Origin of the sequence: Kallipyga gabonensis (genome assembly GCF_001286805.1) — a bacterium.
GTDB lineage: Bacteria > Bacillota > Clostridia > Tissierellales > Peptoniphilaceae > Kallipyga > Kallipyga gabonensis.
On sequence record NZ_CXYV01000001.1, the window covers coordinates 40,411 to 66,227 of the forward strand.

Consider the following 25,817-nt stretch of genomic DNA (forward strand, 5'->3'; position numbering starts at 1 on the left):
CACTCTTTTTCCCAGTATACCAAATGGAAAGGTCTTTGGAAATCCATTTCTTCCCTATTTTTGGGGGCGGAGGCGGTAGCGACGGAGGATCAGGGTGAGGACAAAATAAGCCGCCATCATGAGGACCATGACCAGGATCGATCGCTCAAAGGAAGCGACCTGGGTCGGGCCGAAGTGGGTGGATTGGACCGAATCAGAAATGGCTTCAATGTTCCAATAGGTTGGAAAAATGGAGGACATGGCGTGGAGCCTGGTATCGACAAAGGACCGGTCGATAAATACCCCGGAAGCAAAGGCCACCAGGAGGGTGAAGATGGTCTGGAAGAACTTGAAGGACCTCTTTTGGAAGAGGAGGTAGACACAGAAGAGGGAAAGACTGGTGGCGGACAGCATATGGACGAAGGAGGACAGGAGGGCCCAACGGATCTGGGGACGTCCATAAAGGTCAAGGGACCCCTCGATTATGGTCAGGGTAACCAAGAAAAATAGCCAGAGAACCGACATGAGAAGAAAAGAGGCCAGGAGGATCTCACCCAGGGTGCGGACCTCCGAATATCCCGATATTTGTATCCTTCTTCGGACCGTGTCCTTTTCAATCGCCATGATGGCAATGCCCAAAAAGGACAGGGCCATGGACAGGATCCCGTAGTCCATGAAGCCCAGGGGGCCGATGAAGGCTACCGCCTTGGCGTCGTTGCGGCCCTCTTCGTCAAGAATTTTGCCCAGGGGCTGGGAATCAGCAATTTTCAAGCTCTGACGGATGGCATAGTCTTCTCCATCGGCATCCAGAGGGTCCTTTTGGGTGGCTTGAAAAACTCGGATGAAAGAAAGGTATTGGTCCGCCTGGGCCTGGACCAGGACCTGGTTTTTCTCATAGAGGTTGCCCACCACTTCAAGGGAAGGCTGGCCCCCCTTGTAGAAGCTGTCTGAAAATCCCTTGGGGATGATGAGGCCCAGAGCAAATTCATAATTATAGGCCCCGTCGACCATCTCCTGCCGGGTCAGGGTCTTATCGATGACGGTGTCCTTCATCCGGTAGAGGTCGACCAGCCCCTTGGAAAGCGGAGTTTGGTCCTGGTCATCAAGGACAATTTTTGCCTGGGTATATTCCACCACCTTGTCCTGCTTGGTCACCTTGGTGGTCAAAAATACCAGGGAAAGGAAGATGACAAAATAGAGGAAAAAGACCCCTTTATTGCGGGAGACGATTTTGAAAAAGAGCTTAAAGATTTTCATATTTTTTCCTCCTCACAAAGACCAAGGTGAAGATAAAGAGGACCAGGCAGACCAGGGATAGGCGGCTGATGGTGGCCAGATAGCGATCGGTCGGCCCCTCCAACTTGAGAATATAGAGCCCCTGAGAGACGATACCGATGGGGTTGACCGACTGGATCACGGAGAGAATGGGACTTTTCTGGACGATAGGGATGATTCCCTCCCCCATCATGCCGGAGAGAAAGCCGAAGAAGAGGGGGAGGCCGATGCCCAGGGCATTACCCAGCTTCTGATTTTTCCCCAGAAGACTTCCGGCTACCGTTCCAAAGAGGATGGCGGCCGCCGTTCCCAACCACAGAAGGATGAGGTTTTCGATATGGTGGCCTCCATAATCAAGGCCCAAAAATTGTGAGTAATAATAAGCAATGGTGATAATGATCATTTGGAAAAAGATCAAGGGGACCATGTCCGTGAGAAAAAGGAGCCACTTGGACTTGGGGCCGGCCAGGCGGCGGAGGGCCAGCGGAGTCTGGTTGGCCTCGACCTGGGAGACTGCCTGTAATCCCTCATGGATGGGGAAAAAGGAGAGATAGGCCAGGGCGGCGAAGAAGTATTGGTAGAAAGCTTCCACTCCTTTTTGTTTGGACGTGACCTCGACTCCTTGGAATGGCCGGTCCTCTTTCATCCCCTGGGCCATGGTCCTATCCGGCATGGCCAGGTGGCCATCCCGAATCCCACTGGATATGGCTTCTTCTAAGGCAGGAATGGAGTTCATCTGCTGAAGGACCTCCCTGACCACGGTTGCCGGATAGGGATTGGAGTAACCCAGGAGAAAGTCCCACTTCCGCTTTCCCTTTTCTTCCACCGGGTAGACCAGGGCCTTAATCTCATCCTCCCGCAAGGCATCCTTTAGGACCTTTAAGTCCTTATCTGTTCTCTTGACCTCAACAAAGTCAATGCTTTCAAAGACGTCAGCGACTTTTTGGTCCGCCTCTTCCTGGACCACGATGCCCAATTCGATTTTGGGAAAGCGGGTGGAATCCTTACTGGCCAGGTTGCCCAGGGCAAAATAAAAGATAGTGAAGTAGGCCAGAGGAAAAATGATCGACCAGATTATATAGTCCTTACTTCGCAGGAAAGATTTCACACTGTAGGACATCATTCTAAGCATGGTCACGAAGCTCCTTTCCGGTGATTTCCAGGAAGACATCGTTGAGGGAAGGACGGCGGGAAGTGACGGAAAGCGGGTTGATCCCTTCCTCCTCCATCCGGTGGATCAGGCTCATGAGCCGGTCGGATCCGGCCTTCATCTTTAAGCTGAGTCTGCCTTCATGGAAAGAAGAAGTGAGGACCTCGGGATCCTGCCTGACCTCGTCAATAAAGCCTTGGGGCAAATCGAAGGAGACGATTTCGATGGTCTCCCCGATCGAGGACATGGCTAAAACGTCATCGATGGTTCCCTGGGCAATGATCTGGCCGTGGTCCAGTATCGCCAGACGGTCGCAAAGGAATTCCACCTCCTCCATGTAGTGGGTGGTATAGACCACGGTCGCCCCCCGGCGGTTGAGCTCCTTGATCCCTTCCAGGATTTGATTTCTGGACTGGGGGTCAACGGCCACGGTCGGCTCATCCAGAAAGATGAGCTTGGGCTGGTGGGCGATCCCGCAGGCCAGGTTGAGCCGACGCTTAAGCCCGCCGGAAAGCTGGGCCGGACGGAATTTTCGGAAATCCTCCAGGTGGACAAAGGCGATGGCGGCATCCACCAAATCCCGCCTCTTCTTGGCATCGGAAATATAGAGACCACAGAAGAGGTCGATATTTTCAAAAACGGTCAGCTCCTCATAGAGGGCGATGTCCTGGGGGACCAGGCCAATGTCCTTTTTGATCGCTAAGGCGTCCGGATGCATAGGCTGGCCAAAAATCCGGATCTTCCCGTGATCGTAGGAGAGAAGCGACAAAACGGAATGGATGAGGGTGGACTTGCCGGACCCGTTGGGTCCCAGGAGTCCAAAGATCTCCCCCTCTTGGATGGTTAAAGACAGGTGGTTGATGGCCACCAGTTCCTTGTAGCGTTTGACCAAATCCTCAATTTCAATGGCCTTGCTTCTTTCTTCGGGATGGTTGATTGCATCTTTCATCCTTGCCCCCTTTATGCTCAAAATTTGTTGACGGTGGATTCATGGTCATTATATCGAGGCCCCACTCCCCCTGCCCAGTTCAAAAGGTCACAAAAGGATGTGACAAATGTCAGGTCTTTTCGTAAAATACTGGTGTAGGGTCTTGAAAAGAAAGTGAGAAGAAGCCATGAAGAAAAGCTTATTTGCCTGGGTAATCATCCTGTTTTTATCCCTTAGTTCTTCTTTTCTCCTCTCTTCCACTCCCCCTTCCATGGCCTTTCTTTATGGTCTGACCCTGGCCTCCGGCCTCCTTTTTTATGCCGGTCAATGGCTTTCTCTCCTCTCCCCGGCTCCTGACCTGGCCTATCTTGCCCTTCTTGGCCTGGCCGTCCCCTTCCCTTCCTGCCTGGCCCTCCTCCCCTCCCTCCCCTTCCTGGTCCCCCTGGGAAAACTTTCCTTGATCTTCTTTGCCCTGGGCTTCTTCTTCCACCTGACCCACCCCCTCTCCTACCTCTATTGGTTCCTCCTCACCCTCACCGCCCACTACCTCCACCGGGAGGCAGTGGAAAGTCAGGAAAGGAAGGATCGGCTCCTGGCCATGGTGGATGACTACGAAGGCCGGATCCGCCGGCTCCAGACGGTCTACCTGGAAAGCCAAACCCGGTCCCTGGTCAACAAGCGCAATGCCGTCCTTGAAGAGCGGAACCGGATCGCCCGAGAAATCCATGATTCGGTGGGGCACCAGCTTACCGGGACCATCCTCCAATTGGCGGCTCTGGAGGCAACAATGGATGACCCCTCCTCCCTCGCCGGAGTCCGCAAGCAGGTGGAAGGGGCCCTGGACCAGATCCGGCGGTCAGTCCATGCCATGCGGGACCAATCCCTCTCCATCGAAAGCCAACTCCAGAAACTGGCAGAAAATTACACCTTCTGTCCCGTCCACCTGGATATAAAAATTCAGGACCAGCCCGGCCCCTCCCTCCACTATTTCATCCTTCTTTCGGCCAGCGAAGCCCTACAAAACACGGCCAAGCACTCCCGGGCCAGCCGTTTTGACCTGAGTCTTAAGCAATACAACGACCAATACCTCCTCCTTCTCTGGGATAATGGAGGGTGGGAGGGTGAAAAAGAAAAAGACCCCGGCAATTCCGGTATGGGCCTTTTGTCCATGAAGGAAGGGGTTCTCACTCTTGGTGGCAGCATGAAAATCAACCAAGAGAACGGCTTCCACATCTTCATCCAGGTCCCACGGGAAGAGTCCCCGGGAAAGGAGATCCTATGATTCGTATTGTGATTGTTGACGACGACCCCATCGTCTGCCAAAGCCTATCCCTCATTGCAGAATCCCAATCAAAGAAGGAGGGTCTCCCTATCCGGGTTGTGGCCCAGGGAAATGACGGGAAGGAGGCGGTCAGCCTCTATGAGGCCCACCGGCCGGACCTCCTCCTCATGGACATCCGGATGAAGGATATGGACGGGCTGGAAGCCTGCCGGCTTATCCGTGAAAAAGACCCCGAGGCCAAGGTCCTCTTCCTGACCACCTTCCTGGATGATGATTACATCATCCAAGCCCTCCGCTTGGGTGCCAGGGGCTACCTGGTTAAGTCGGATGTCCGGGGCCTCCTTCCTGCCATTTATGCGATTCAAGAGGGCTCCCGGGTTTTCGGGGATGCCATTGCCGAAAAAATCCCCGACCTGATCAACCATGTTCCTAACCGCCTTGAACAAAGACCATTTTTTCACGACCTGACCGAAAAAGAGTGGGAATTAGTGGAAATGGTTGCCCAGGGAAAAAATAACAAAGAAATGGCTCAAGCCCTTTTTCTATCGGAGGGAACCATAAGAAATTACCTCTCCATAATCTTGGAGAAATTAGACCTTCGTGACCGAACCCAGTTGGCTGTTGCTTATTATAAAGAGCAATAAAAAAACCGACATCCCAAAGAGGGATGCCGGCTTTTCCACCGGTTCAATTTTACTTGCGGATGGCCTTGTAGATGAAAAGGCAAACGCAAGAGCCGACGAGGGCAACGATGAAGGACCAGATAGAGAATCCCTGAACTCCGGTCTTGCCGATCGCAGACATAATCCAACCGCCAACTACACCACCGAGGATACCCACGAGGATGTTGGCCATTCCACCCATTTCAGCATCCATGCCCATAATCTTTGAGCCGATCCATCCGGCTAAAGCACCAATAATAATCCAAGATAAAAGTCCCATACTTACCTCCGTATCTTTTTTCACCCTTGAGGAAAAATCCCCAAATTCCAAATTTATTCAACAATCAATGAATAATAGCCCTTACAAAAGGTTCTTCTCTTTTGTAAGCTTTATTATTATACCCAAGCAATTAACTCTTAACAGATTTTTTTCAAAATGCCCGGGCAAAAAAAAAGGATCGGAGGATTATTCCTCCCGGTCCTCTTCTTTTTGTCCTTCAACCAGGTCCCGGACCGTCTCTCGGACTTCCCGGTCATCCAGGTTGGACTTGTGGATGAGAAAATTGAGAATCCGGTATTCTCGTCGATTTAGGGATTGGTTCTCATCCAAGTGCTTTTCACTCAGGTCCATGATGAGGGACCGTCGGCCCATCTCCACCCGGATGGTTCCCCTGTGGGACATCCAGGCCCAAACCACCACACCGATGAGGAGGAGGCCGATATAGCCCAGCATGGGATACATGTAGGCGATGAGGGTCTTGAAGCCCACAAAGGAGAGGGCAAAGCCGACAAGGACCAGGCCGATCAGGACCAAAGAAAACTTTCGGGGCCGGTCGCCGGAGAAGCGGCGGGCAAGGGCGTAGTAGAGCCCCATAGCGGTGTTGAAGATCATAGCATAGATGACCAGGGACATCAGAAAGCCCAGGATGGGTGAAATTTCTTCCACCAGCTGCAACATGGGGATGTCGGAATCCATGACCCGGTCCAAGCGTACATACAAAACCATGGCAATGACAATCCCGATCAGGCCGACAATCAGACCACCAACCAGACCTCCCCGGCCGGCCTCCTTGAGCTGGAAGGCGTTTCCGCCCAGGACGATGGCCATGGATGCTCCGGTAATGAAGCACATGGAAAAGTAGTTGATGACTGAAATCCAGATGTTGGGCAGGGTGGTGGGTAGGCTCCTGGCCAGAGCCTCATTGGCGAAGAAATCCCCTTCCAGGTGGAGGAAGGTGTAGATGGCCGCCAGGCCGATAAAGCCGATAACGAGAATGGTGAAAGAGCCGATGATGGCTTGGACCTTGTCGAAGTCCAGGTGTCCCACCAGGATGACCAGACCCGCACATAGAGCCGATCCCAGCCAAACCGGTAGGCCGAATTGTTGGTTGAGATTTGCTCCTGCCCCGGCAATCATGACGAAGCCGATGACAAAGCAGGTGAGGACCAGGGCCAGGTCGAGAAAGCGGTTGATCCAGGGATGGGTGATTTCCTGGAGAACCTCATCGTGCTCCGAAGCCTGAAAGTAGGACCCCAGCTGGAGGATCATGGCTCCGAGAAAGGTGTGCAAGAAGCCGACCACGATGATGCCGATGAGGCCGGCCTTTCCGAAGGCCGTAAAATATTGGAGGAGTTCCTGGCCGGAAGCCAGGCCCGCTCCGGTTAAAACGCCCACATAGGCGAAAGCAATGGATAAACTCCTAGTCATGAAAACTCCTGACGTTCAAGGGACAATTTACTGAATGATGGTTCCCCCACCGAGGACGTAGTCCCCGTCATAAAAGACGGCGGCCTGGCCGGGGGTGACGGCCCGCTGGGGCCGGTCAAAATCCAGGGTCACGGCTCCGTCTTCCAGGGGGGTAACCCGGCAGGCCTCCTCCTGCTGGCGGTAGCGGAGTTTGGCCTTGCAGGTGAAGGGAATTAAGGGGGCCTCTCCGCTGATCCAGTGGACCCCTTCCACCAGAACCCGGCTGGAAAAAAGATCCTCCTGGTGACCCAGGATGACCCGGTTGTTCAGGGGGTCAATGGAGAGGACATAGAGGGGCTTGGCCGAAGCGATACCCAGACCCCGCCTTTGGCCGATGGTGTAGTGGATGATCCCCTTGTGGCGGCCCAGGACCTCCCCTTCTTTTGTCACGAAATCCCCTTCGGGATAGGTCCGTCCGGTCCGCTCTTCGATGACCCGGGCGTAATCCCCATCAGGGACGAAGCAGATATCCATGGAATCCGGCTTATCCGCATTGATCAAGCCGGCTCGGTCGGCGATCTCCCGGGTTTGGCTTTTCGACATCCCGCCCAAGGGAAAGAGGGTGTGGGCCAGCTGGTCCTGGGTCAGGTTATAGAGGACGTAGGACTGGTCCTTGGAGGGATCCGCTGCCTTCTTCAGGAAGAAGGCCCCTTCCCTTTCCTCCACCTGGGCATAGTGGCCCGTGACCAGGTAGTAGAGGCCCAGGTCCCGGGCCTTTTGGTGGAGGCGGTCGAACTTCATGAACTTGTTGCAGCGGACACAGGGGTTGGGGGTCCGACCCGCCTCATAGGCTTCGATAAAGGGGTCAATGATCTTTTCTTCAAAATCATCCATGAAGTTGAAGACATGGTAAGGGATGCCCAGCTTGTCGGCGATGGCCTCCGCATCCTCAATATCCTTTGGCGAGGAGCAGAGGTGGACCTTGGAGAAGGTCAGCTCCCCCTGGTTGTGGAGGCGCATGGTCCCCCCCACGCAGTCATAGCCTTGTTCTTTCATTAAATAGGCCGCGACCGAGGAGTCCACCCCCCCGGACATGGCGATCAGTGCTGATTGTTGATTCATGACATTCTCTTTTCCAACAGAAGCAAGCTTGGGATGGTTGGAAATCTTTTTATCCTTCCAGCTCACCCAGGAGGGAGACCATCTCCATGGCGGACATAGCGGCGTCGTAGCCCTTGTTCCCAGCCTTGGTCCCGGCTCTTTCAATGGCTTGTTCAATGTTCTCCGTGGTCACGACACCAAAAGCGACGGGGATTTCCGTCTGAAGTCCCACCTGGGCCACGCCCTTGGCGACTTCGTTGCAGACGTAGTCATAGTGGGAGGTCGCTCCCCGGATCACGGCGCCCAGGCAGATGACCGCATCGTACTTCCCCGACTTAGCCATCTTCTTGGCCGCCAGGGGAATTTCAAAGGCTCCGGGCACCCAGGCCATATCGATATCTTCTTCATTCACGTCATGGCGCTGGAGGGCATCGACTGCCCCCGAAAGTAGCTTGGAGGTGATAAATTCATTAAAACGGGCAACCACAATACCGAACTTTTTTCCTTTGACGACATAGGATCCTTCATACACTCTCATCTTTTTTCTCCTTGGCCCTCGGCCGGTTTATCATCTGACTCCATGGATCCCGGCCTGTCCGACCGGAGTCCTATTCTCTCCCATTACTGTCTCTATAAGTCCAGGATGTGTCCCATCCTGTCTCTTTTTGTCTCCAAATAGAACTTATCCGTCTCATTGGCATGGATTTGGATGGGGACCCGCTCCTCAATTTCCAGGCCATATTCCTCCAGCTGGTAGACCTTATCGGGGTTGTTGGTCATGAGGCGGAGGGTCTTGCAACCCAGGTCATGAAGGATCTGGGCCCCGATGTAGTATTCACGGGCATCGGCCGGGAAGCCCAGGGCCAGGTTGGCATCATAGGTGTCCATCCCTTCATCCTGGAGGGCATAGGCCTTGAGCTTGTTGAGAAGGCCAATCCCCCGCCCTTCCTGGCGCATGTAAAGGACAACCCCACGGCCTTCCTTGCTGACCATTTCCATGGCGTGGGCCAGCTGGTCCCCGCAGTCACACCGCATGGATCCGAAAGCATCCCCGGTCAGGCATTCGGAGTGGACCCGGCAGAGGACATCCTTCCCGTCTCCAATCTCCCCCTTAACCAGGGCGACGTGGTGTTCCCCGTTCAGGAGGTTCCGGTAGCCCAGGGCCCGGAAGTCCCCGTGCTTGGTGGGGAGGGTGGCGTCGGCGATGCATTCAACAAAGGATTCATTCCGCTTCCGGTATTCCTGGATCTCCTTGATGGAGATGACCGTCAAGCCATGATCCTCAGCGAAATCCACCAGCTCCCGGGTCCGCATCATGGTCCCGTCTTCCCGCATGATCTCGCAGCAAAGGCCCACTTCCTTGAGACCGGCCATCCGCATGAGGTCGACCGTGGCTTCGGTGTGGCCATCCCGCTCCATGACTCCATGGGGCTTGGAGAGGAGGGGGAACATATGGCCCGGTCGGCGGAAGTCCTGGGGCTTGGACTCGGGATCCGCTACCTTCCTGGCCGTATAGGCCCGCTCTTCCGCCGAGATCCCGGTCGTCGTATCCACATGATCAATGGAAACGGTGAAGGCCGTCTCATGGTTATCCGTGTTATCGGTCACCATCTGGGGAAGAAGGAGGCGGTTGACGTATTCCTTGGACATGGGCATGCAGATCAGGCCCTTGGCATAGGAAGCCATGAAGTTCATGTTTTCCGTGGTACAGGATTCGGCTGCACAGACCAGGTCCCCCTCATTCTCCCGGTCGGGGTCATCGATGACCAGGATGATCTTCCCTTCCCGCAAATCGCACAAGGCCTCATCCACCTTGGTCAGGCTCTTCTTCACATCTTTAATCGGCTCCTCATCGAAGCGGTTCATGTCAACATCGACATGGTGTTCAAGCATTTCATTCCCTCTCTTTCACTCTTCTTTCAGCCTGGGTCCGGGGACCGGCCGCCTTTTCCTAAAATCCGTTCCGCAAAAGAAATTCCCGGGTCAGGCCTGATCCCCCCTCCCCGCCTCCTTCTCCTGCGACTTTTGATAAAAATTTATCCACATACTTGGCCACCATATCGCACTCCAGGTTAACCGGGGCCCCCTTCTTCTTGTATTGGAGGTTGGTTTCCTTAAGGCTATGAGGGATCAGGGAGACCTGGAAGCGGTCCGCCCCTACCGTGGCCACCGTCAAGGATATCCCATCAATGGCGATCGACCCTTTTTCTACAATATAGCGGAGGATGTCCGGCGAGGTCCCAATGGTGACCCAAAGGGCATTGTCGTCTTCCTCCAGGGCCATAATTTTCCCCGTCCCGTCGATGTGTCCGGAGACCATGTGGCCTCCAAAGCGTCCGTTGGCTACCATGGCCCGCTCCAAGTTAACCGGAGATCCCACCTTGAGGCTTTGGAAGGCTGTTCGGTTGAGGGTCTCATGCATGACATCGGCCCGGAAGGAGCTGGGTGAAAAGCCGGTGACGGTCAGGCAGATCCCGTTGGTAGCGATGGAATCTCCCACTTGAACGTCCTCCAGGACCTTTTTGGCAGCGATCTCCAGCTCCGCCGAAGCCCGGCCCCGGCGGATGGCCTTAATTCGGCCGATTTCTTCGATTATTCCGGTGAACATGACAACCTGCTTTCTATGACCAGGTCCGGTCCCATTCTTTGAACTTCATGGAATTCCAAAGGAAGGGCTTGGGCGATTTTCTCCAGGCCCAGGCCCCCGACCGGGGTCTTGGCCTCCCTCCCTCCCAGGAGCTTGGGAGCAACAATGGTGTAGACCTTTTGGACAAGGGCGGGTTTATCCAGGAAGGAGGCATGGACCTCCGACCCTCCCTCCACCAGGAGGGAGTCGATTCTCTCTTTCCCCAAACGGTCCAGAAGGTCTGCCAGGGGGATCCGGCCCTCCTCTTCGGGGAAGGTCAGGACCTGGGCCCCTGCTTTCTCCAGGGCTTCCTTCTTATCCGAAGAAGCCCCTTCCAGACAGGCCAGGATGGTGGGGACCTCTTTGGCTGTCTCCACCAATCGGGACTCCATGGGGATTTGGAGGTCCGAATCCAGGATGACCCGGACCGGGTTCCTCCCTCCTTCCAGGCGGCAGGTCAGGAGGGGGGCATCGACCAGAACCGTCCCAATGCCCACCAAAATCCCCCGGTAGCGGTGGCGGAGGCCATGGACCCAGCGGTTGGCCTCCATGGAGGAAATCCCCCGGGAGTCCCCCGTCCGGCTGGCAATCTTCCCGTCCAGGGTCATGGCGTATTTCAAAGCGACATAGGGGCGCCCGCTTTGGATGTAGTGGAAGAAGATCTCGTTAAGTCCGTCGCAGTCCTCCTTGAGGAAGCCTCGATGGACCTCCACCCCGGCTTCTTCCAGGATCCGGAAACCCTTGCCGGCCACCTTGGGGTTGGGGTCATCCGACCCGCAGACCAGGCGGGCAATCCCGGCTTCCATGAGGGCTTCCGTGCAAGGAGGCTGGCTTCCCGTATGGCAACAGGGCTCCAGGGTGACATAGATGGTCGCCCCCCGGGGGTCCTCCCCCCTCTCCCGACAGTCCTTGAGGGCCTCCCTTTCCGCATGGAGGTCCCCATGGCGGCGGTGGTAGCCCTCGCCAATCACCCGGCCCTCCTTGACCAGGACGGCCCCCACCAAGGGGTTAGGCGAGACCCAGCCCACTCCCTTTTTGGCCAATTCGATGGCCCGCTTCATGTACTTTTCTTCCAAGGGTCCTCCTTTCCATAAAAAACGCCCGAGAATCCTCTCGGGCGTCAACGTTGCCTTTTGCATGGCGAGGCTCATGCCTCTCTATGGGGCCCCATAAAAAAACGGAATCCGAAGATTCCAGAGCAGGGGGCATCCCCATCTTCTTCCATCCAGACTGTACTGTCGGCTTCGGAATTTCACCGAATCGGCCTCTCGGCTCGCGGGCTCTACCGCCGGTGGGGACTTCCACCCCGCCCTGAAGAATATTGGATTTGTACCATGTATAGTCTAGTCTTTTCCTCAGGCATTGTCAATGTTTGTTGAGATGGTGGTCGTCGTGGTGGTTGGCCGTATTTTGACCAACCAACACGATGTTTTGCGGGAGATTTGTGGGAAGAGTAGTGTTGATTGGCCGTTTTTGGGCAAGTCAACACTATATTTTGGGGAGATTTTGGAGGAAGATTAGTGTTGGTTGAACGTTTTTTGGCAAATCAACACTATATTTTGGGGGAGATTTGAGGGAAGAATAGTGGTGGTCGGGTGTTTTTGGGCAAATCAACACTATCTTTTGTGCAAGATTTGGGGGAAGAATAGTGGTAGTTGGCCGTTTTTTAGCAAATCAACACTATGTTTTTGAGGAAAGAATAGTGGTGGTTAGCCGTTTATTAGCAAATCAACACTATTACCTATCTAAAATATCTAGTGGTAGTTTGTCCATTTTGGGAGAACCAACACGAACAACAAGACAAAATAATCGTATTGATCTATTTATTGTCCTTGTTATATTTTTGTATGGTGCTCATTCTTCCATTTCCAGTTGTTTAAGCGTCCTACCATCCTCTGTTTTCCAGACAACATTTCCGCTCAATGACGCCCCCCTGACAAAACCTGCCGCAGCAGATGGAGAGGTAAAAAGCAGATCTTTGGTAAGCTCGCCTTCATCAGTAATAGCAGAGGCGTATTTGGCACGATTTCTAACGGCATTATCTGGAGCACTTTTCGTCAAGGACAACGAAATATGACTGCCTGCAATGACCACAAAGCCTTCCGATGTCCGCTTGCCAGTCGCTTTAACTCTTTTGTTATTAAAATAGAGAAGTGGATTATCTTCTGTGATGGTTCCTGCTATCGACTCTTCCACTTTCTTTTTTACAATCAAAGGTTCAAACACCTTATAGCCAAGAGCACCAATAATAAGCCGCGCATAAGAGATGAATTCTTCCATCTCGCTTTCTTTTTCCTCAGTGATGTTTCCTTGTGCTGGATCATTGCCATTCATCACCTGATAACGACCGGCTTCTATTGCCATATTACGGAAGCGATTTTCAAGATAGCTGATTTCTGTTTGGCCGAATGAATTGTCTCTCGTAGTGAGAGCAACTGCCTCATTCCACCAGTCCTTTTCAATATTACGTTTGTGTTCTTCCCAACGATTTAAGATGCCTAGACCATTTTTTCGCACGGCTGCTTGGCCGATGTATACAACAGGCTCATCAGTCTTTGCGTCTGCACCGAAGAGTAAGTAAACTCCAGTCTGCCTTAAGGCATCGATGCCACGAGCTTTATCTAGCATTGTACGTGGTATTTTATAGGCAACACCAGTCCAATTGGCCAAAGAACACTTGATGCGACCATTCGGATCACCATCCATAAGGAATAAGTTAATTGATTTTCCCGACATCATAACCCCTCAAAAACTTCTCTGTTACCAACTTCAATAAAATATCTTCTCGAATTTTCTCAAATATCTAAGCTATTCTACCATACCGTCCTCCAGCTCATTGAGGCTAGCGATAAGGTTTTAATAAGGAGCTTCTTTCTGTCAAGAGTAGGGCTAGCATCAATAGTGTACAATTTTCTAAACCTGGGTAGGTATAGCAAGAATCACAAATAAGAAAGGATGATTGAATGAAGAAATTAATTGTATTGTTCGCCCTGGCCCTAGGATTGGTAGGCTGCCAGAAGCCAGCTGATACTCCCAACCCAACGGAATCGAGTACCCAGGCAGAAAGTCAGATAGAAAGCCAGATGGAAAACCAGGCAGAAAGCCAGACAGATGATGATATGATCAGCTTAGCCGATGCCGTAAAGATATTTACAGACAAGTACCCCGGCGCAAGCATCGCGGAAATCAGCTTTGAAAGAGAAACGAAAAGCGCCCAATATGAAATTGAAGGCTTTGATGAGACCCATGAATATAATATAAAAATTTCCGCCAAGGACGGATCGATGATCAAGGAAGAGGCTGAAAAAGACCGAACTTCAAAAAATAAGGCGATTGATTTATCTTTACTATCAAAAGTCGACGAGCTCGTTGAAAATGCTCTTCTAGACGCAGGCCAAGAGTATTCCTTGGATTCCTATTCGGTTGATTTTGAGGAAAGCGGATCCTACAATCAATTGGATATCGAGGTGAAAACCAAGGACGGTAAGGACATCGAATATGAATACAATCTGGAAACTGGTGAATTAGTAAAAAAAGATAGCTAAAAATTTTCCCCCAGAAATGGGGAAAGTTTTTTTTGCAAATATTGAAATACGGATTCAATAATAGATCCCTTATTTCAAGTTATTAACTTAACTTGAAATAAGGAAGTCCTTCACGATTTGATCCAGCTGTCCAGCAATCTCCCGGAAATCCACATTCAAGTCCAGGGTTTTTGCTCCGATCACGTTTCCACCAATATTGAATAGGTAATCCGGCGTGAGGGCCTCGTCCGTCTTGGCATAGAGAATGAGACCCGCCACATTCCCGGTCCTCTCCTTGTCCTGGTTCCTCACATAGGCAAACATTTGATAGAGATGATCCGAATGAAGACTTGGCTTATCGTACCGGGCTCCCATAGTCTCGCTGTAGTACTTGGCCTCGATAATGAGGACCCTTTCTCCCATCCGGAGGAAGACGTCCGTCTGCATACGAGGCAAGAAGCGGACCATGGAGGGGGCCTCTCCACCGGAAAGGTCCCACTTCACTTCTCCCGCCTTGACTTCGGTTAAGTAGGCATGGTGACGGCGGTAGTATTCCAGGATAAAGCGCTCATAGAGTTTGGCCATATGGTCATCGGAGAAGGACATGAGGCGGTAGTCCCCCTTGTCCGTGGTCCGGACCATCCCATCCAGAACGAAGTAGCAAATATTGATGAGGAGCTCATAGCTTCCATTATTGCGAAGGTATTGGAGCTTGGACCAGGCGATTTCCGACGGGTTCACCAAATCAACCCGGTCAAAGAAAACAAGGATTTTCCTGAGTGCCCGCTTCCTCTCTACATCAACCCCCTCATCCCTGACCAGGTAATGGAGGGTGGTCTTCAGGATCTGGTTATAGAGGTTGTTTTCCGACAGCTCATCAAATTCGCAGGCCAGATCCTGCTTCCTCTGGATCCGGTTCCGGATGGTCCCGGCTACATCCAGTTTCCCCCGCATGACCATAAGGCTCTCCTCTTTGCTGGTGTACTCCCGGTAGAGCCCCTGCTTAACCAACTGTGCCAGACCTTTGGAAAGGATGGCTGTCAGGAGGTCCTGGGCATGGTCAAAGGGTTCGGAGGCCAGGTCCTCGTAATTGGAATTTCTTAGGACCTCGAAGGCATAGGACAGCATATAGTAAATATTTTTGATGAAGATGGTCTTATCCTTAGTCATCAAATACACCACTCATGGTAATCATGAAGCGATTATCGAGCCGGAGACTTGGGACTTTGTGCGAACCCTACTTGAACATGATTATCGGAAATCAAAAAACAACGTCACTATCTTCTCAGGGAAGATAAAATGTGAAGACTGTGGAGATTGGTACGGCTCGAAAGTCTGGCACTCCATCAGCAAGTACAAACGGACCATCTGGCAGTGCAACAGCAAGTTTAAAGAGAAATGCCAAACTCCACACTTTACAGAGGATGAAATAAAGGATGCTTTTATGAAGGCCGTGGGCATTCTGGTTAAAGACCGTGAGCAGATAAGGGCATACTTTCAGGCTATTGAGGACATCGCATATAGTACTAGCGATCTGGAAACTAAACGAGATAAGCTCTATGCAGAGATAGAATCCATATCAAATCTCATGGAACAGGCCATTCAAAATAACGCCAGGACGGTCTTAGACCAGGAAAAGTATAATCAGAAATTTGATGAAATGACTGAGCGTTTTAACAGTGTGAAAAAAACGTACGATGCCGTCAATGAGAAGATCGAAGACAAGAAAACCCGGAACATACAGGCCGGGCGATTCATAAAAACTCTACTGTCCGAAGATGAGATGGCAACTTTCAGCCCGCTTCTCTGGCAAAGTTTGCTTGATTATGCCACTGTTTCAAGAGATGGAACGCTGACCTTTATATTCAGAAACGGGATGGAGATTTAGGACGTTTTTCTCGGAACTTTATGATGAATAATTAAGGAACTAATATTTTGAGAACTGTTTTCAAAATTCATCAATCCTTTTTAGATTTTTACACTATTAAACTGGGATTTGATAATTACATTTCAATGTAGTATTTGAAATATTTCTCTTGGAATTTGACAGCATCTTCAATCTCTTCCAATGTAAACCTTATTCCAATTGGAGCAACAACCCATTTTTCTTCAACATCATCTTCCCTTTTGATAACAGCAATTAATTCTCCCTCGTATTCATCCACTGCTTTATCAACCCCAAGTATATATACGTCTTGTTCTTCTCCATCGGGAGCAATTACTCCTTCAACATAACCATAATTGATTTGATAAATATGTTCCGGATAATCAGGGTGAGAACTCCCAAGTGGACGATCCACTTTAACTTTTACAATCTTACCAATCATATTTTTACCTCTCTAAATTCTAACTTATCTGAGCCTTGTCAATAACTGTATTTCAGTTAGAGACTTGTTGCACACCCTTAAAAACTTTTGAACACCCCTAAGCAGCTGCTCTTTTGCAATCGTTAAGACGATTTTTCAATCTGTTTCATAATTTGACACCATTAAACCGGAGATTATCAGCATGTTTTTAACATCAGTGGAGAACCATACTCATCCATTCCGTTATCCTTAAAACCAAGAGAGTTCCAGAATCTTCGCGACTCCTCTTTCGCATAGTTTAGAGAATAATATAGTGCGCCATCACTCTGTGTATAACGGTAAAGTGCACTGAAACATTCATGTCCTGTGCCTTTTCCCCTGTATTCAGGGAAGACCCAAAAATCAAGAATAAAACATTTCCCGTCCTCGCTCTTATAGATGCAGTATTGGGCTGCACCAATCTTAATACCGTCACGAATAAAATAAATCATATGGAGCGTATCCGGAGTACGTAACATATGGCCTTTTAACACATTTCGATACTCTACACTTTGGAAATACTCTTTTTCTTCCTCTGTCATTATCATGCCATCATTCACTAAATAGTCGAACTGAATATCCCAGTATTCGTTGATTCGTTCGACTGGTATTTCTTGGATGGATATCATATCTTCACCCCTGTAAATTCTAATTTGTTTAAAGCTCGGAACGCCTGAGTTTCATTAAAAAGTACTACACACCCCCAAAACCCTTTTGAACACCCTAAGCAACCGCTCTTTTGAAATCGTTAAATTGTATCAATTTCGGTATTATCATTTCATAGACCTTGTTGATTTCTGTCTTCCCCACCGTCCCAATCCGGGTTAAAAGCTCGGATACGTCTGCTGGAGTGAAGAATTCCCCACCCGACTTCCCGGCGTTGGAAGCATACATGGTCATGAGGTATTCGTAGGCATCGCCGAAGGCATCCATGGCATGGCTCTTCACCTGACCCAGATTCATATCCGTCACCCCATCCAGGAGCTTGCAGAGTTTCTCATTCCTCTTGGCCACGGTGGAACCCAACTTATTGTTGTTCACATCAAAGTCATCGAAGAGGCCAGCAAAGTTGCTTTCCGATTCACTCCCTTGGGCCGACTCTTCAATGGAATGGAAGATTTTTTCCAGGGTCTCGTTGAGGTTCTCATCCCCTTTGGCCCGGACCCGAACATGGCTACTTGTCTATTCCTTTCCAAAATTCGTATTTTGCAAAGGATTCCTGTGATCATATGGATTGGTCACAGTACCCTTATTTTATAAGAATTTCCCTGATTTTTCGATAAGACAATCGATACCATAAGTATCTAAAAAATCAGAGAAATTCTCAAAGAAAACGCCCACTCTGGAGTGGGCGGTGTGAGAGTGGATTAGTGTTGATAGTGCGTATTAAACAAATCAACACGATCCAAAGAATAAAAACTTATAACCTAAGTAAAAAAATCATAACTCCACTAATCAATATAGCAATTGCTACAAATAAAAATACTATTATAATTTTTTGATATGGTCGTTTTGCCTTTTCTTCAATTTGCTGAATCTCGTCTAATCTCTTTCCTTCGGTGAAGGCTACAATCTCTTTATACGTTTGAATATCATTGTTTTTCTTGATTTTCTCGATTTTGAGTGCGAAAAATAACGCACAAGTTACTAACACTAAATATGGGATAAACGCATACAAACCAATGAATTTAATCAATGGCATCAGGGAAATTATGGCGACTAGCATAAGAATCAACATCATTAAAGAATACCCATTCATTTTTCTAACTTCTTCTGCATTAATTTCCTTTTTCATTTGTTCAACATCTCCTCTAATTAAATGATCAATTGATACTCCAAAAATTTCACTTAGTAATACAATGCTGTTGATATCAGGATAATTCTTATTGTTCTCCCAATTCGAAATTGTTTGTCTTGAAACAAATATTCTTTCTGCAAGTTCTTCCTGAGATAGTTCTTTCTCACTTCTGTAGTATTTAATTTGATGACCAAGTTCCATAAAATTCATACCTCCTTTTGAGATAACTATATTGGAGATGTTGTTCTATTTCTATCAAATCTTCTTTACCTTTAACTCTTTTTGTGTGTCAAAAGCTTTTTACATTACGTAAATCACTGAATTTAGCAGTATTGTTTTTGAATGAATTGTTGTCGTCAATTTTGCAAATTCTGGAATTAAGCCAATATTGGCAAACTCATTAAGTAAACATGTACCAAGTTATTGGGTGCGGCCTGGCCATCCATCTATCCCCAACTTCAGGTTCCCATCTCCTACATGGGTATGATTTCCATGATTATTGCATTGGGAACCATCATTTCCAGTTTACAAAGTGATCGCCTGACGAGGCGGCTGGGAACCGGGATGGTTACAGCCATTAGCGTTGGAATGACCGCTGCTGCCTTATTCGGTTTTTCAATCAGTTCCACCTATCTTGAACTCTGCCTCTGGGCAATTCCTTATGGTCTTGGAGCGGGGAGCGTCGATGCATCGCTGAATAACTATGTTGCCCTTCATTATGAAAGCCGCCACATGAGCTGGCTTCATTGTATGTGGGGAGTTGGTGCCACGATCGGTCCCTATATTATGGGCCTTGCTCTAGGGGCCGGTCTGGAATGGAATGCCGGATATCGGATCATCTCGATCATTCAGCTTTTACTCACAGCTATTTTGATATTTAGTCTCCCCTCTGGAAGACCAGGAACAGCACTTCTTCCGCCATGGAGATGGGAGAAAAGGGTAGGGTGTTGTCATTACGTGAGAATATGAACATTCCGGGAGTAGATGTAGTGGTGGTTTGCTGATTTCTGCTTCAATTCATTTGGTATTTAAACTATTTTTATTTTCTTAAAACATTCCAATTTTCTCCAGCATCATCAGAATAAAATTTAATTCCATTAGATTCATACTCTCCTGTCGTTACAGTAATATATAATTTATTTCCCTTAATCTCAGGCATAGATAGATATGTATAATCACTCAATTTCAGTCCGATTTCTTTTCCCTCTTTTGGTATGTCTGTCACCTTATCCATAGGTAAATTAACCTGTCTAAAGGTGATACCTCCATCTTTTGTACTATATATTTGAGAGTACTGTCCAGATGCCCCTTGAATTCCAATAAAACCAAAATCATTTGAAAAGAATATTATTCCTTCAGCTGAGCCGGTTTTATTCATAAAAGGATCTTTGTTAATGATTTTCCAATTTTCCCCACTATCAATTGATTTTCCCAATGCGTAAAACCTTGAACCTGCAGCAGCATCAACAACCACAAGTCTGTATCCTATTTTTTTATCATCTAAAACAAAAGTATATACTGTACCGTTATTCTCATCTGTAATCCAGCTTCTTGAACTCTTTGCATCTTCAATTATTTCGCTATTATGTTCGTTTTCAAGCATTTCCGGTGATATATATTGTGGCTCGATAAGATATTTAATAGAAGATATGTCTTCATTATTTTTTATATAAAGAGAAGCCATATAGCCACTAAATTCTCCTCCTCTTGATAGTTTAGAAGTCGTCAATCCTTTATTATATTTTCCATCACCATCTGCATCTCCATCTAATAGAAAGATTCCTTTTTCTGAATTAACTTTTTCCTTTCCTGTATATAAAAAAGAATATGTTTGATTTTGTTTGATCTGCTCCCAATGATGAACTTGTTCTTTGTAATTCGATTGCTTAAGAACTGCGAAAAAAGGCTTTAATAACTTATCTGAATTAATACTAAGGCCTTCCCCTTCATTAAGCCATACATTTAATTTTCTATCTTTCTTATGGTCATAGGTAATTAAAAAACCTTTCAACTCCCCTTTATCATTTTCTCCATATAGCGTTGTTTCTATATTCGTAATTGTTCCATCCTCTGTAAACTCAATGTAGAAATCATCTGATACATAAAGTTTTTCTGGTAAAGAATTTTTTTCTCCTATATCCTTTATCAATCCTTCAATACTATTTTTATAAATATTATTATGAATGAAGTTTATCTTTTTATGATTTAAAAAATCATCAATTTTCCAAGATAAAGCTCCTTTATAAGGAATAGCTGTATATATTATCATTACTCCAAATATTAGGCTTATAGCAATATATAAACCCAAACGGAGTTTAAAATAACTTGCCCTATAGCCTCTACGTCTTAATATTAATCTGATTAATAGTAAGATAATCAGTAGAATCACAAACGGCATCATAATTTTAAGCCTATAATGTGTTCCACCAAACTTACAAAGTTTCCATAAGTTATACATAAGAATTGAATGTAAAAATAGGATTATGTAATCAACTAAAGATTTTAGTTTTTGCCTCATATTAGTATCCCCTTTCCATCAGGTCTGAGGTTTTTGCTCCAATCTGGTTGCCACTCAGTCATCTCTAAGATCTTGCTAGCGACTCAGTTAGTCCTGGAATTTACGATCAATCAAAAGTTCAATATCGGCAATTCTTTAAAAGCAGATTGATTTCTGTTTCATCAATAAACTGGAATTTATTATTGTTTCTTTCTCTTGATTAAATAGATAATAAAACTCATAAAACAAATCAATGTTACACAGAAAAAAATCATTCTAATAAGCACTACTGGTGTTGGATTATCGCCAAAATTATACCAACTCATAGCCCCAAAGAAAAAGAAAGTGATTACTACAGATATAATTACAACCAAAATGTATGGCAATCCTTTTTTCATTTTTTATACCTCCACAAAATATAATATCTTCCTGCCTCTTTTTCTGATTATCATTGTGAGGAGGACAAAATTTTGCGAACCATGAATAGAATTAGCAACTTAATCAGTGGCATATATTTGATGCTTGTAAGGAAATATTACACTGGCTCCGCCTACAATCGTATTCTCACTTCTTGGATATCAAAGCAAAAAAATATATCACAACAAATACCCAACAAACAATTTCATTTAATGTGCTTTTACATTACATTTAACTTCACTCCTCTTGATTATTTTTCCGAGAAATCAAGCTCCCTAAAAAGCTCCCCACCAGGGCAAGGATGCTATAGGCCGGGCCATACACAAGGGCGGTTTCATTAAAGAAGGTGAAAACAGCGGGAAGGAAGACCACCATGACCAGGAAGGGATAAAGCCAGTCCCATGAATGTTTCATTCCATAAAACTCGGAAGAAATAAGGATGATGGCAGGGATGGCCACCAAAAGGATGGCCATCCCACTCCCGGTATCGATAATAAAAAGGGGCAGGACGTAAAAGGCCAGGATAGCAACCAATAGGTAGGGGACCATGGGCCGGAGTCTATTCATGAGCAATACCTCATCTTTCTTTCATCTCGTCGTATATCTTTCACTGTTTCTTTATTTTATCATTCCTTGTCCTGGAAACCCTTTTTTAGAGAAGAATACAGAAATCATCTTTACTTCGATATGCAAAAATCTTTACTTACATGGATTTTTTTGAGAAAATAAGTAAAGATCAGGAGGCATAACATGTATAACTACGATGGTTTATATGAATTATTAAAGCAGAGGAACTTGAACAAGTCCGACCTTGTCGACCTGCTTCATATGTCCTCACGGACCATTGCCAAGATTTCAAAAGCGGAGCCGCTTTCTCCCTTTGTCATAAAGAAGTTAACCCACTTTTTCTCCTGCGATGAAAGTGATATTTATACTATAGTTGCCGATAACCCCCTCCTTCAGCAACTCAAGGAAGAAAAAGACTACAAGATTTCCGGCGGATTCTACCACGAGCTTCAAATACGCATGACCTACAATTCGAACCATATCGAAGGAAGCACGTTAAGCGAAGAACAAACGAGAAGGATCTTTGAGACAAGTACCCTTGACGGTGGCGATGGCCTTCCTGTGGATGATATCATCGAAACGGTGAATCACTTCAGGGCCATTGATTACTGTATTGATATGGCCGAAGAACCCTTGACAGAAGAAATCATCAAAAAACTCCACTATCTTGTAAAGCGAGGAACAAAAGATGAGACCCTGTCCTGGTTTCGGGTTGGGGAGTATAAAAGTCGCCCAAATGTTGTTAGAGGAATGGAAACATCCTCCCCTGAGAATGTTGCTTCCGATATGAAAGCCCTACTGGCGGCATACCATAAAAAGAAAAAAATCTCCTTGGAAGAGATCATTGATTTTCATTTTCGATTCGAACGCATCCATCCCTTTCAGGATGGGAATGGCCGTGTTGGTCGGCTGATTGCCTTTAAGGAATGCCTCCACCATAAGCTGGTCCCCCTTATCATCGAGGACCGAAAAAAATACTTCTATTGTCGTGGTTTGCGAGAATACCTGACCGATCCCGGATACCTGGTCGGCACCTGTTATGATGGGCAAGATACCGTAAGAGGCATGCTTGAACTTTTTGATATTAAGAATTAAATTTGACCTATAAAATCCCCCCAAACCGGCCATTCGCCAATTTGGGGGATTCTATTTTTCAAGTTTCTTCCCTTAGCCCACTCACTCCCCTTTCACCTGGACCAAGCTCAGGGCTATGGTAAAAGCCCAGAGGCAGAGGACAAAAACTCCATAGAGGGGCCGGGCGGCAAAAATACCCAGGGAGGTCAGGGCCAAGAAGCAGTAGCCATAGAGAGCCAGCCAAAAGAGGATGAGGACCTTGTCCTTTTTCCCCTTCCAGGAGATCTTGTGGGCTTGGTCTTTTAGGATGACCAGGATCTTCCCCAGAATGGCCAGCCAAAGGGCCACAAAGGCGAGAAAGCTGGTCCATTCGTCGGAAATCCCGTCCAAATAGAGGGCGATCGCTGAGGCCAGGGCTACAAAAATAACCGCTCCCCATCCGATGAGGACCACCCGGAGGGCCATCATGAGGATTCTTTGCCATCCCGGCCGACCGGTTTCCCCTCCTCCATGAGCCCCTAGGGCTTTTTTCTTTAGGCGGTCCTCATGGCGGAGGGTCAGGTAGATGAGGGCCGGCGTTTCGAAGAGGTAGCCCAGGAAGTTGACCCAGATGATGCTCATCCACATGTGGTGGTCGATGTTCAGGTTGATGGGCCGACCGTCCCAGACCCAGAAGCCGCCACTGAGGCGGATGGCCGCAACATCCAGGAGGAAGTCCATGGAGACGACCAGCCAGCCGGAGATGAGGGCCGTTGTCAGCTGGCTCCCATTGAATTTTTCAGCAATCCGGAGGGCGCATACCGCTACCCCGCCCCACATGAGGCCCCCAAAGAAGGGAAATTGGTAGGGCGGGATGCCGATGGTGAGGTAGTAGAGGTCGCTGTAGTGGTAGATGTCCGTCAGGCGGACGGCGCCCAGCTCCAGGGTAAAGCCGGCCAGGGCGCCGGATAAAAAGACCTGGAGTTCCTTCCAATTCCTTGCTTTGATGATGTCCACAAGAAGGATGGCGGTCAGGGCGTAACAAAGAAGTTCAAAGGCATTGATCCAGTTCATTTGTCAGCTCCCGGGGTTAAATAGGGTTCGCGATAAAAAAGGAGAGGGGTGTCCCCCCTCTCCGCTCGATGAAATATTAAAGGTCGATGGACTTCCTGGCTCCAGCCTTGACGACGACGCCGGATAGGGCGAGGAGGGCCAGGAGGTTGGGAACGACCATGAGGCCGTTGAAGAGGTCGGCCAGGTTCCAAACCAGATCCACCTTGAGGGTGGAGCCAATAACGATGCAGATGACGACCAGAAGGGCGAAGGGCTTGCGGGCACCCAGGCCGAAGAGGTACTTGATGTTCTGCTCCGCAAAGAAGTACCAGGAAATGATGGTGGAGAAGGCGAAGAAAAGAAGGGTGACGGCTATAAAGGCAGGGCCGGCCTTCTCTCCGATGGCCCCCGAAAAAGCATGCTGGGCCACGGTCACACCGGTGATCCCCTGGGCGATCATGTCGGGAAGGATCCCGGAGGATAGGATGACCAAGGCGGTCATGGTCAGGACGATAAAGGTGTCGAAGAAGACCCCGATGATGGCCACTTCGCCCTGGTCCGTTGGACGGTCAACTTTGGCGATGGCGTGGGCGTGGGGGGTGGACCCCATACCGGCCTCATTGGAGAAGAGGCCGCGGGCGACACCGTAGCGCATGGCTTGGGTGATGGCGATTCCGATCACGCCTCCGGTCACCGCATAGGGAGTGAAGGCGTAGGTGAAGATGGACCCGATGGCGGGAAGGAGGTTGTCTCTAAAGAGGATGAGGCAGAGGGTTCCGCCAACCAGGTAGAGAACGGCCATGATGGGGACGATTTTCTCCGTAAAGGCGGCAATCCGGGAGATCCCCCCAATGAAGATAAAGGCGGCAATAAGAGCAACAATAACGCCTACAGCCAGTTTGGGTATGCCAAAGGCCTGGTAGAAGGCATCCGAGATGGAGTTGGACTGGACGATATTCCCCATGAGGCCCAGGGCAAGGATAATGAGGATGGAGAAGGCGGCAGAAAGCACCTTGCCCAGCTTCCCTCGGAAGGCCTTCGTTATGTAGTAGACCGGTCCACCGATCACGGCCCCGGATTCGTCCTTGGTCTTGGTGATTTGGGCCAAGGTGGCCTCGGAATAGATGGTGGCCATGCCGAAGAAGGCGGCAACCCACATCCAGAAGATAGCGCCGGGGCCTCCGGAGACCAGGGCGGTCACGCAGCCCACGATATTTCCCGTCCCGACCTGGGCAGAGATGGCGGTGGCCAGGGCCTGGAAGGAAGACATGCCCTCTTCCCCGGCTTGGGCACCGAAGAACTTCAATCCACCGAAGACATGGCGCCAACCGGACCCGAAGCGACGGATTTGGACGAAGCCGGTCCGAATGGAGAAGAAAACTCCGGATCCAACCAGAAGGAACATGAGCACGAGCCATACATAGTCATCAATCAAAACGACAATATCATTGAACTTATCCATAAATCACTCCAAAGAGTTTTTCGTAGCAAGAGCTAGGCAAGAAAGAGCTTACACTTGCTTTAATAGCGGCGGACCAGCTTGCAGGAGAGTTCCAGAAACTCGGCCAGGATTTCCTGGTTGTCTCCAAAAAGGTCCCAGAGTCCATCTTCCGAGAGGACCCCGCAAAAGACATCCTCGGGGACCTTGCCTTGGTCATAGGCGGCCAGGTCATCCTGGTATTCCTGTGACCCATAGTAGTGGTCCAGGTCCTTGTAGTTTTCCTCAAAGGAATCCCCAAATTTTTCCAAAAGTTCTAAAAGCTGGTTGGTCACCTCCTGGTGACGGTTCATTTTGTCCTCCATCATTTTTATGCGTTCTACTGAATCCATATCCGACTCCTTTCAAGGCCAACTAAATAAGATACTTCTCATT

27 protein-coding genes, 2 pseudogenes and 1 riboswitch are annotated in these 25,817 nt (G+C 48.7%); of the genes and pseudogenes, 7 read left to right on the top strand and 22 right to left on the bottom strand.

The window, feature by feature from the left end; all coding sequences use genetic code 11:
* Nucleotides 1-54: 54 nt before the first annotated feature.
* Genes BN2373_RS00170 through BN2373_RS00180 form a run of 3 tightly spaced genes read right to left on the bottom strand, consistent with a single transcriptional unit; the run spans nucleotide 55 to nucleotide 3,353 of the window.
* Nucleotides 55-1,236, bottom strand: a complete 1,182-nt coding sequence (locus BN2373_RS00170) for an ABC transporter permease (RefSeq protein ID WP_053942184.1) — start codon at nucleotides 1,234-1,236, stop codon at nucleotides 55-57.
* Nucleotides 1,223-2,386 carry an ABC transporter permease gene (locus BN2373_RS00175; protein WP_162200029.1) on the bottom strand — a complete coding sequence of 388 codons (1,164 nt, stop codon included), beginning with the start codon at nucleotides 2,384-2,386 and terminating at the stop codon, nucleotides 1,223-1,225. Before BN2373_RS00175 ends, BN2373_RS00170 begins: the two co-directional genes overlap by 14 nt.
* Entirely contained in the window at nucleotides 2,379-3,353 is a 975-nt protein-coding gene (locus BN2373_RS00180; RefSeq protein WP_053942186.1) for an ABC transporter ATP-binding protein, read from the bottom strand. Before BN2373_RS00180 ends, BN2373_RS00175 begins: the two co-directional genes overlap by 8 nt.
* A gap of 166 nt (nucleotides 3,354-3,519) precedes the next feature.
* Between BN2373_RS00180 and BN2373_RS00185 the strand changes: the two genes are divergently transcribed.
* Nucleotides 3,520-4,614: a sensor histidine kinase gene (locus BN2373_RS00185; protein ID WP_053942187.1), complete on the top strand. Its 1,095-nt coding sequence runs from the start codon at nucleotides 3,520-3,522 to the stop codon at nucleotides 4,612-4,614.
* A complete protein-coding gene (locus tag BN2373_RS00190; protein ID WP_337999374.1) occupies nucleotides 4,611-5,258 on the top strand; it encodes a response regulator transcription factor in 648 nt (215 codons plus the stop codon). The genes BN2373_RS00185 and BN2373_RS00190 overlap by 4 nt, the downstream gene beginning before the upstream one ends.
* Before the next feature lie 49 nt (nucleotides 5,259-5,307).
* On the opposite strand, the gene BN2373_RS00195 is transcribed toward BN2373_RS00190, so the two are convergent.
* The 7 genes from BN2373_RS00195 to ribD all read right to left on the bottom strand — a co-directional run bounded on the left by BN2373_RS00195 (nucleotide 5,308) and on the right by ribD (nucleotide 11,751).
* Nucleotides 5,308-5,556 (bottom strand): GlsB/YeaQ/YmgE family stress response membrane protein, encoded by a 249-nt coding sequence (locus BN2373_RS00195; protein ID WP_053942188.1) that lies wholly within the window; start codon nucleotides 5,554-5,556, stop codon nucleotides 5,308-5,310.
* Between the two features lie 186 nt (nucleotides 5,557-5,742).
* On the bottom strand, nucleotides 5,743-6,984 hold the full coding sequence (locus BN2373_RS00200; protein WP_053942189.1) for a YkvI family membrane protein: 1,242 nt from the start codon (nucleotides 6,982-6,984) through the stop codon (nucleotides 5,743-5,745).
* Nucleotides 6,985-7,011: 27 nt separating this feature from the next.
* Nucleotides 7,012-8,085, bottom strand: a complete 1,074-nt coding sequence (gene mnmA / locus BN2373_RS00205) for a tRNA 2-thiouridine(34) synthase MnmA (RefSeq protein WP_053942409.1) — start codon at nucleotides 8,083-8,085, stop codon at nucleotides 7,012-7,014.
* Between the two features lie 49 nt (nucleotides 8,086-8,134).
* Nucleotides 8,135-8,602 (bottom strand): 6,7-dimethyl-8-ribityllumazine synthase, encoded by a 468-nt coding sequence (gene ribH, locus BN2373_RS00210; protein ID WP_053942190.1) that lies wholly within the window; start codon nucleotides 8,600-8,602, stop codon nucleotides 8,135-8,137.
* Between the two features lie 92 nt (nucleotides 8,603-8,694).
* The gene (locus BN2373_RS00215; protein WP_053942410.1) at nucleotides 8,695-9,930 is read right to left on the bottom strand and encodes a bifunctional 3,4-dihydroxy-2-butanone-4-phosphate synthase/GTP cyclohydrolase II; all 1,236 of its coding nucleotides are present in this window, start codon (nucleotides 9,928-9,930) and stop codon (nucleotides 8,695-8,697) included.
* Between the two features lie 85 nt (nucleotides 9,931-10,015).
* Entirely contained in the window at nucleotides 10,016-10,672 is a 657-nt protein-coding gene (locus tag BN2373_RS00220; RefSeq protein ID WP_053942191.1) for a riboflavin synthase, read from the bottom strand.
* Nucleotides 10,657-11,751, bottom strand: a complete 1,095-nt coding sequence (gene ribD, locus BN2373_RS00225) for a bifunctional diaminohydroxyphosphoribosylaminopyrimidine deaminase/5-amino-6-(5-phosphoribosylamino)uracil reductase RibD (protein WP_053942411.1) — start codon at nucleotides 11,749-11,751, stop codon at nucleotides 10,657-10,659. The genes BN2373_RS00220 and ribD overlap by 16 nt, the downstream gene beginning before the upstream one ends.
* 148 nt (nucleotides 11,752-11,899) lie before the next feature.
* Nucleotides 11,900-12,013: riboswitch (FMN riboswitch) on the bottom strand.
* 45 nt (nucleotides 12,014-12,058) lie between these two features.
* On the opposite strand from ribD, the gene BN2373_RS07780 reads away from it, so the two are divergent.
* Nucleotides 12,059-12,211: a hypothetical protein gene (locus BN2373_RS07780; RefSeq protein ID WP_156296225.1), complete on the top strand. Its 153-nt coding sequence runs from the start codon at nucleotides 12,059-12,061 to the stop codon at nucleotides 12,209-12,211.
* A gap of 333 nt (nucleotides 12,212-12,544) precedes the next feature.
* Here the strand turns inward: BN2373_RS07780 and BN2373_RS00230 are convergent, their stop codons facing one another.
* A complete protein-coding gene (locus tag BN2373_RS00230) occupies nucleotides 12,545-13,426 on the bottom strand; it encodes a GIY-YIG nuclease family protein (RefSeq protein WP_053942192.1) in 882 nt (293 codons plus the stop codon).
* Nucleotides 13,427-13,653: 227 nt separating this feature from the next.
* On the opposite strand from BN2373_RS00230, the gene BN2373_RS00235 reads away from it, so the two are divergent.
* Complete coding sequence (locus BN2373_RS00235) at nucleotides 13,654-14,235, top strand: PepSY domain-containing protein (protein WP_053942193.1); 582 nt, start codon at nucleotides 13,654-13,656, stop codon at nucleotides 14,233-14,235.
* A gap of 87 nt (nucleotides 14,236-14,322) precedes the next feature.
* Here BN2373_RS00235 and mcrC read toward each other — a convergent pair whose 3' ends face one another.
* Nucleotides 14,323-15,384: a 5-methylcytosine-specific restriction endonuclease system specificity protein McrC gene (gene mcrC / locus BN2373_RS00240; protein WP_053942194.1), complete on the bottom strand. Its 1,062-nt coding sequence runs from the start codon at nucleotides 15,382-15,384 to the stop codon at nucleotides 14,323-14,325.
* On the opposite strand from mcrC, the gene BN2373_RS00245 reads away from it, so the two are divergent.
* Nucleotides 15,359-16,102, top strand: a complete 744-nt coding sequence (locus tag BN2373_RS00245; protein WP_053942195.1) for a recombinase zinc ribbon domain-containing protein — start codon at nucleotides 15,359-15,361, stop codon at nucleotides 16,100-16,102. The two genes, mcrC and BN2373_RS00245, sit on opposite strands and share 26 nt — an antisense overlap.
* Before the next feature lie 115 nt (nucleotides 16,103-16,217).
* Here BN2373_RS00245 and BN2373_RS00250 read toward each other — a convergent pair whose 3' ends face one another.
* The 4 genes and pseudogenes from BN2373_RS00250 to BN2373_RS00270 all read right to left on the bottom strand — a co-directional run bounded on the left by BN2373_RS00250 (nucleotide 16,218) and on the right by BN2373_RS00270 (nucleotide 18,558).
* Nucleotides 16,218-16,541 (bottom strand): inorganic pyrophosphatase, encoded by a 324-nt coding sequence (locus BN2373_RS00250; RefSeq protein ID WP_053942196.1) that lies wholly within the window; start codon nucleotides 16,539-16,541, stop codon nucleotides 16,218-16,220.
* A 176-nt stretch (nucleotides 16,542-16,717) separates the two neighbouring features.
* Nucleotides 16,718-17,188 carry a GNAT family N-acetyltransferase gene (locus BN2373_RS00255; protein ID WP_053942197.1) on the bottom strand — a complete coding sequence of 157 codons (471 nt, stop codon included), beginning with the start codon at nucleotides 17,186-17,188 and terminating at the stop codon, nucleotides 16,718-16,720.
* 148 nt (nucleotides 17,189-17,336) lie between these two features.
* Nucleotides 17,337-17,732 (bottom strand): annotated as a pseudogene (locus BN2373_RS07585) (N-6 DNA methylase); the annotation flags it as partial.
* A gap of 247 nt (nucleotides 17,733-17,979) precedes the next feature.
* Nucleotides 17,980-18,558: a helix-turn-helix domain-containing protein gene (locus BN2373_RS00270; protein WP_053942200.1), complete on the bottom strand. Its 579-nt coding sequence runs from the start codon at nucleotides 18,556-18,558 to the stop codon at nucleotides 17,980-17,982.
* A gap of 219 nt (nucleotides 18,559-18,777) precedes the next feature.
* Here BN2373_RS00270 and BN2373_RS07590 point away from each other — a divergent pair.
* A pseudogene (locus tag BN2373_RS07590) lies at nucleotides 18,778-19,259 on the top strand (MFS transporter); the annotation flags it as partial.
* Nucleotides 19,260-19,396: 137 nt separating this feature from the next.
* Here the strand turns inward: BN2373_RS07590 and BN2373_RS00275 are convergent.
* The 3 genes from BN2373_RS00275 to BN2373_RS00285 form a co-directional block, all read right to left on the bottom strand.
* Nucleotides 19,397-20,875, bottom strand: a complete 1,479-nt coding sequence (locus BN2373_RS00275; RefSeq protein WP_238379604.1) for a WD40/YVTN/BNR-like repeat-containing protein — start codon at nucleotides 20,873-20,875, stop codon at nucleotides 19,397-19,399.
* 179 nt (nucleotides 20,876-21,054) lie between these two features.
* Entirely contained in the window at nucleotides 21,055-21,252 is a 198-nt protein-coding gene (locus tag BN2373_RS00280; RefSeq protein WP_053942201.1) for a hypothetical protein, read from the bottom strand.
* Nucleotides 21,253-21,508: 256 nt separating this feature from the next.
* Complete coding sequence (locus BN2373_RS00285) at nucleotides 21,509-21,838, bottom strand: hypothetical protein (protein ID WP_053942202.1); 330 nt, start codon at nucleotides 21,836-21,838, stop codon at nucleotides 21,509-21,511.
* A 183-nt stretch (nucleotides 21,839-22,021) separates the two neighbouring features.
* Between BN2373_RS00285 and BN2373_RS00290 the strand changes: the two genes are divergently transcribed.
* Nucleotides 22,022-22,933 carry a Fic family protein gene (locus BN2373_RS00290; protein ID WP_053942203.1) on the top strand — a complete coding sequence of 304 codons (912 nt, stop codon included), beginning with the start codon at nucleotides 22,022-22,024 and terminating at the stop codon, nucleotides 22,931-22,933.
* A gap of 81 nt (nucleotides 22,934-23,014) precedes the next feature.
* Here BN2373_RS00290 and BN2373_RS00295 read toward each other — a convergent pair whose 3' ends face one another.
* From BN2373_RS00295 to BN2373_RS00305, 3 genes are all read right to left on the bottom strand, one after another.
* On the bottom strand, nucleotides 23,015-23,965 hold the full coding sequence (locus tag BN2373_RS00295; protein WP_053942204.1) for a hypothetical protein: 951 nt from the start codon (nucleotides 23,963-23,965) through the stop codon (nucleotides 23,015-23,017).
* Between the two features lie 76 nt (nucleotides 23,966-24,041).
* Complete coding sequence (locus BN2373_RS00300; protein WP_053942205.1) at nucleotides 24,042-25,406, bottom strand: alanine/glycine:cation symporter family protein; 1,365 nt, start codon at nucleotides 25,404-25,406, stop codon at nucleotides 24,042-24,044.
* Between the two features lie 59 nt (nucleotides 25,407-25,465).
* Complete coding sequence (locus BN2373_RS00305; RefSeq protein WP_053942206.1) at nucleotides 25,466-25,774, bottom strand: DUF4298 domain-containing protein; 309 nt, start codon at nucleotides 25,772-25,774, stop codon at nucleotides 25,466-25,468.
* Nucleotides 25,775-25,817 lie beyond the last annotated feature (43 nt).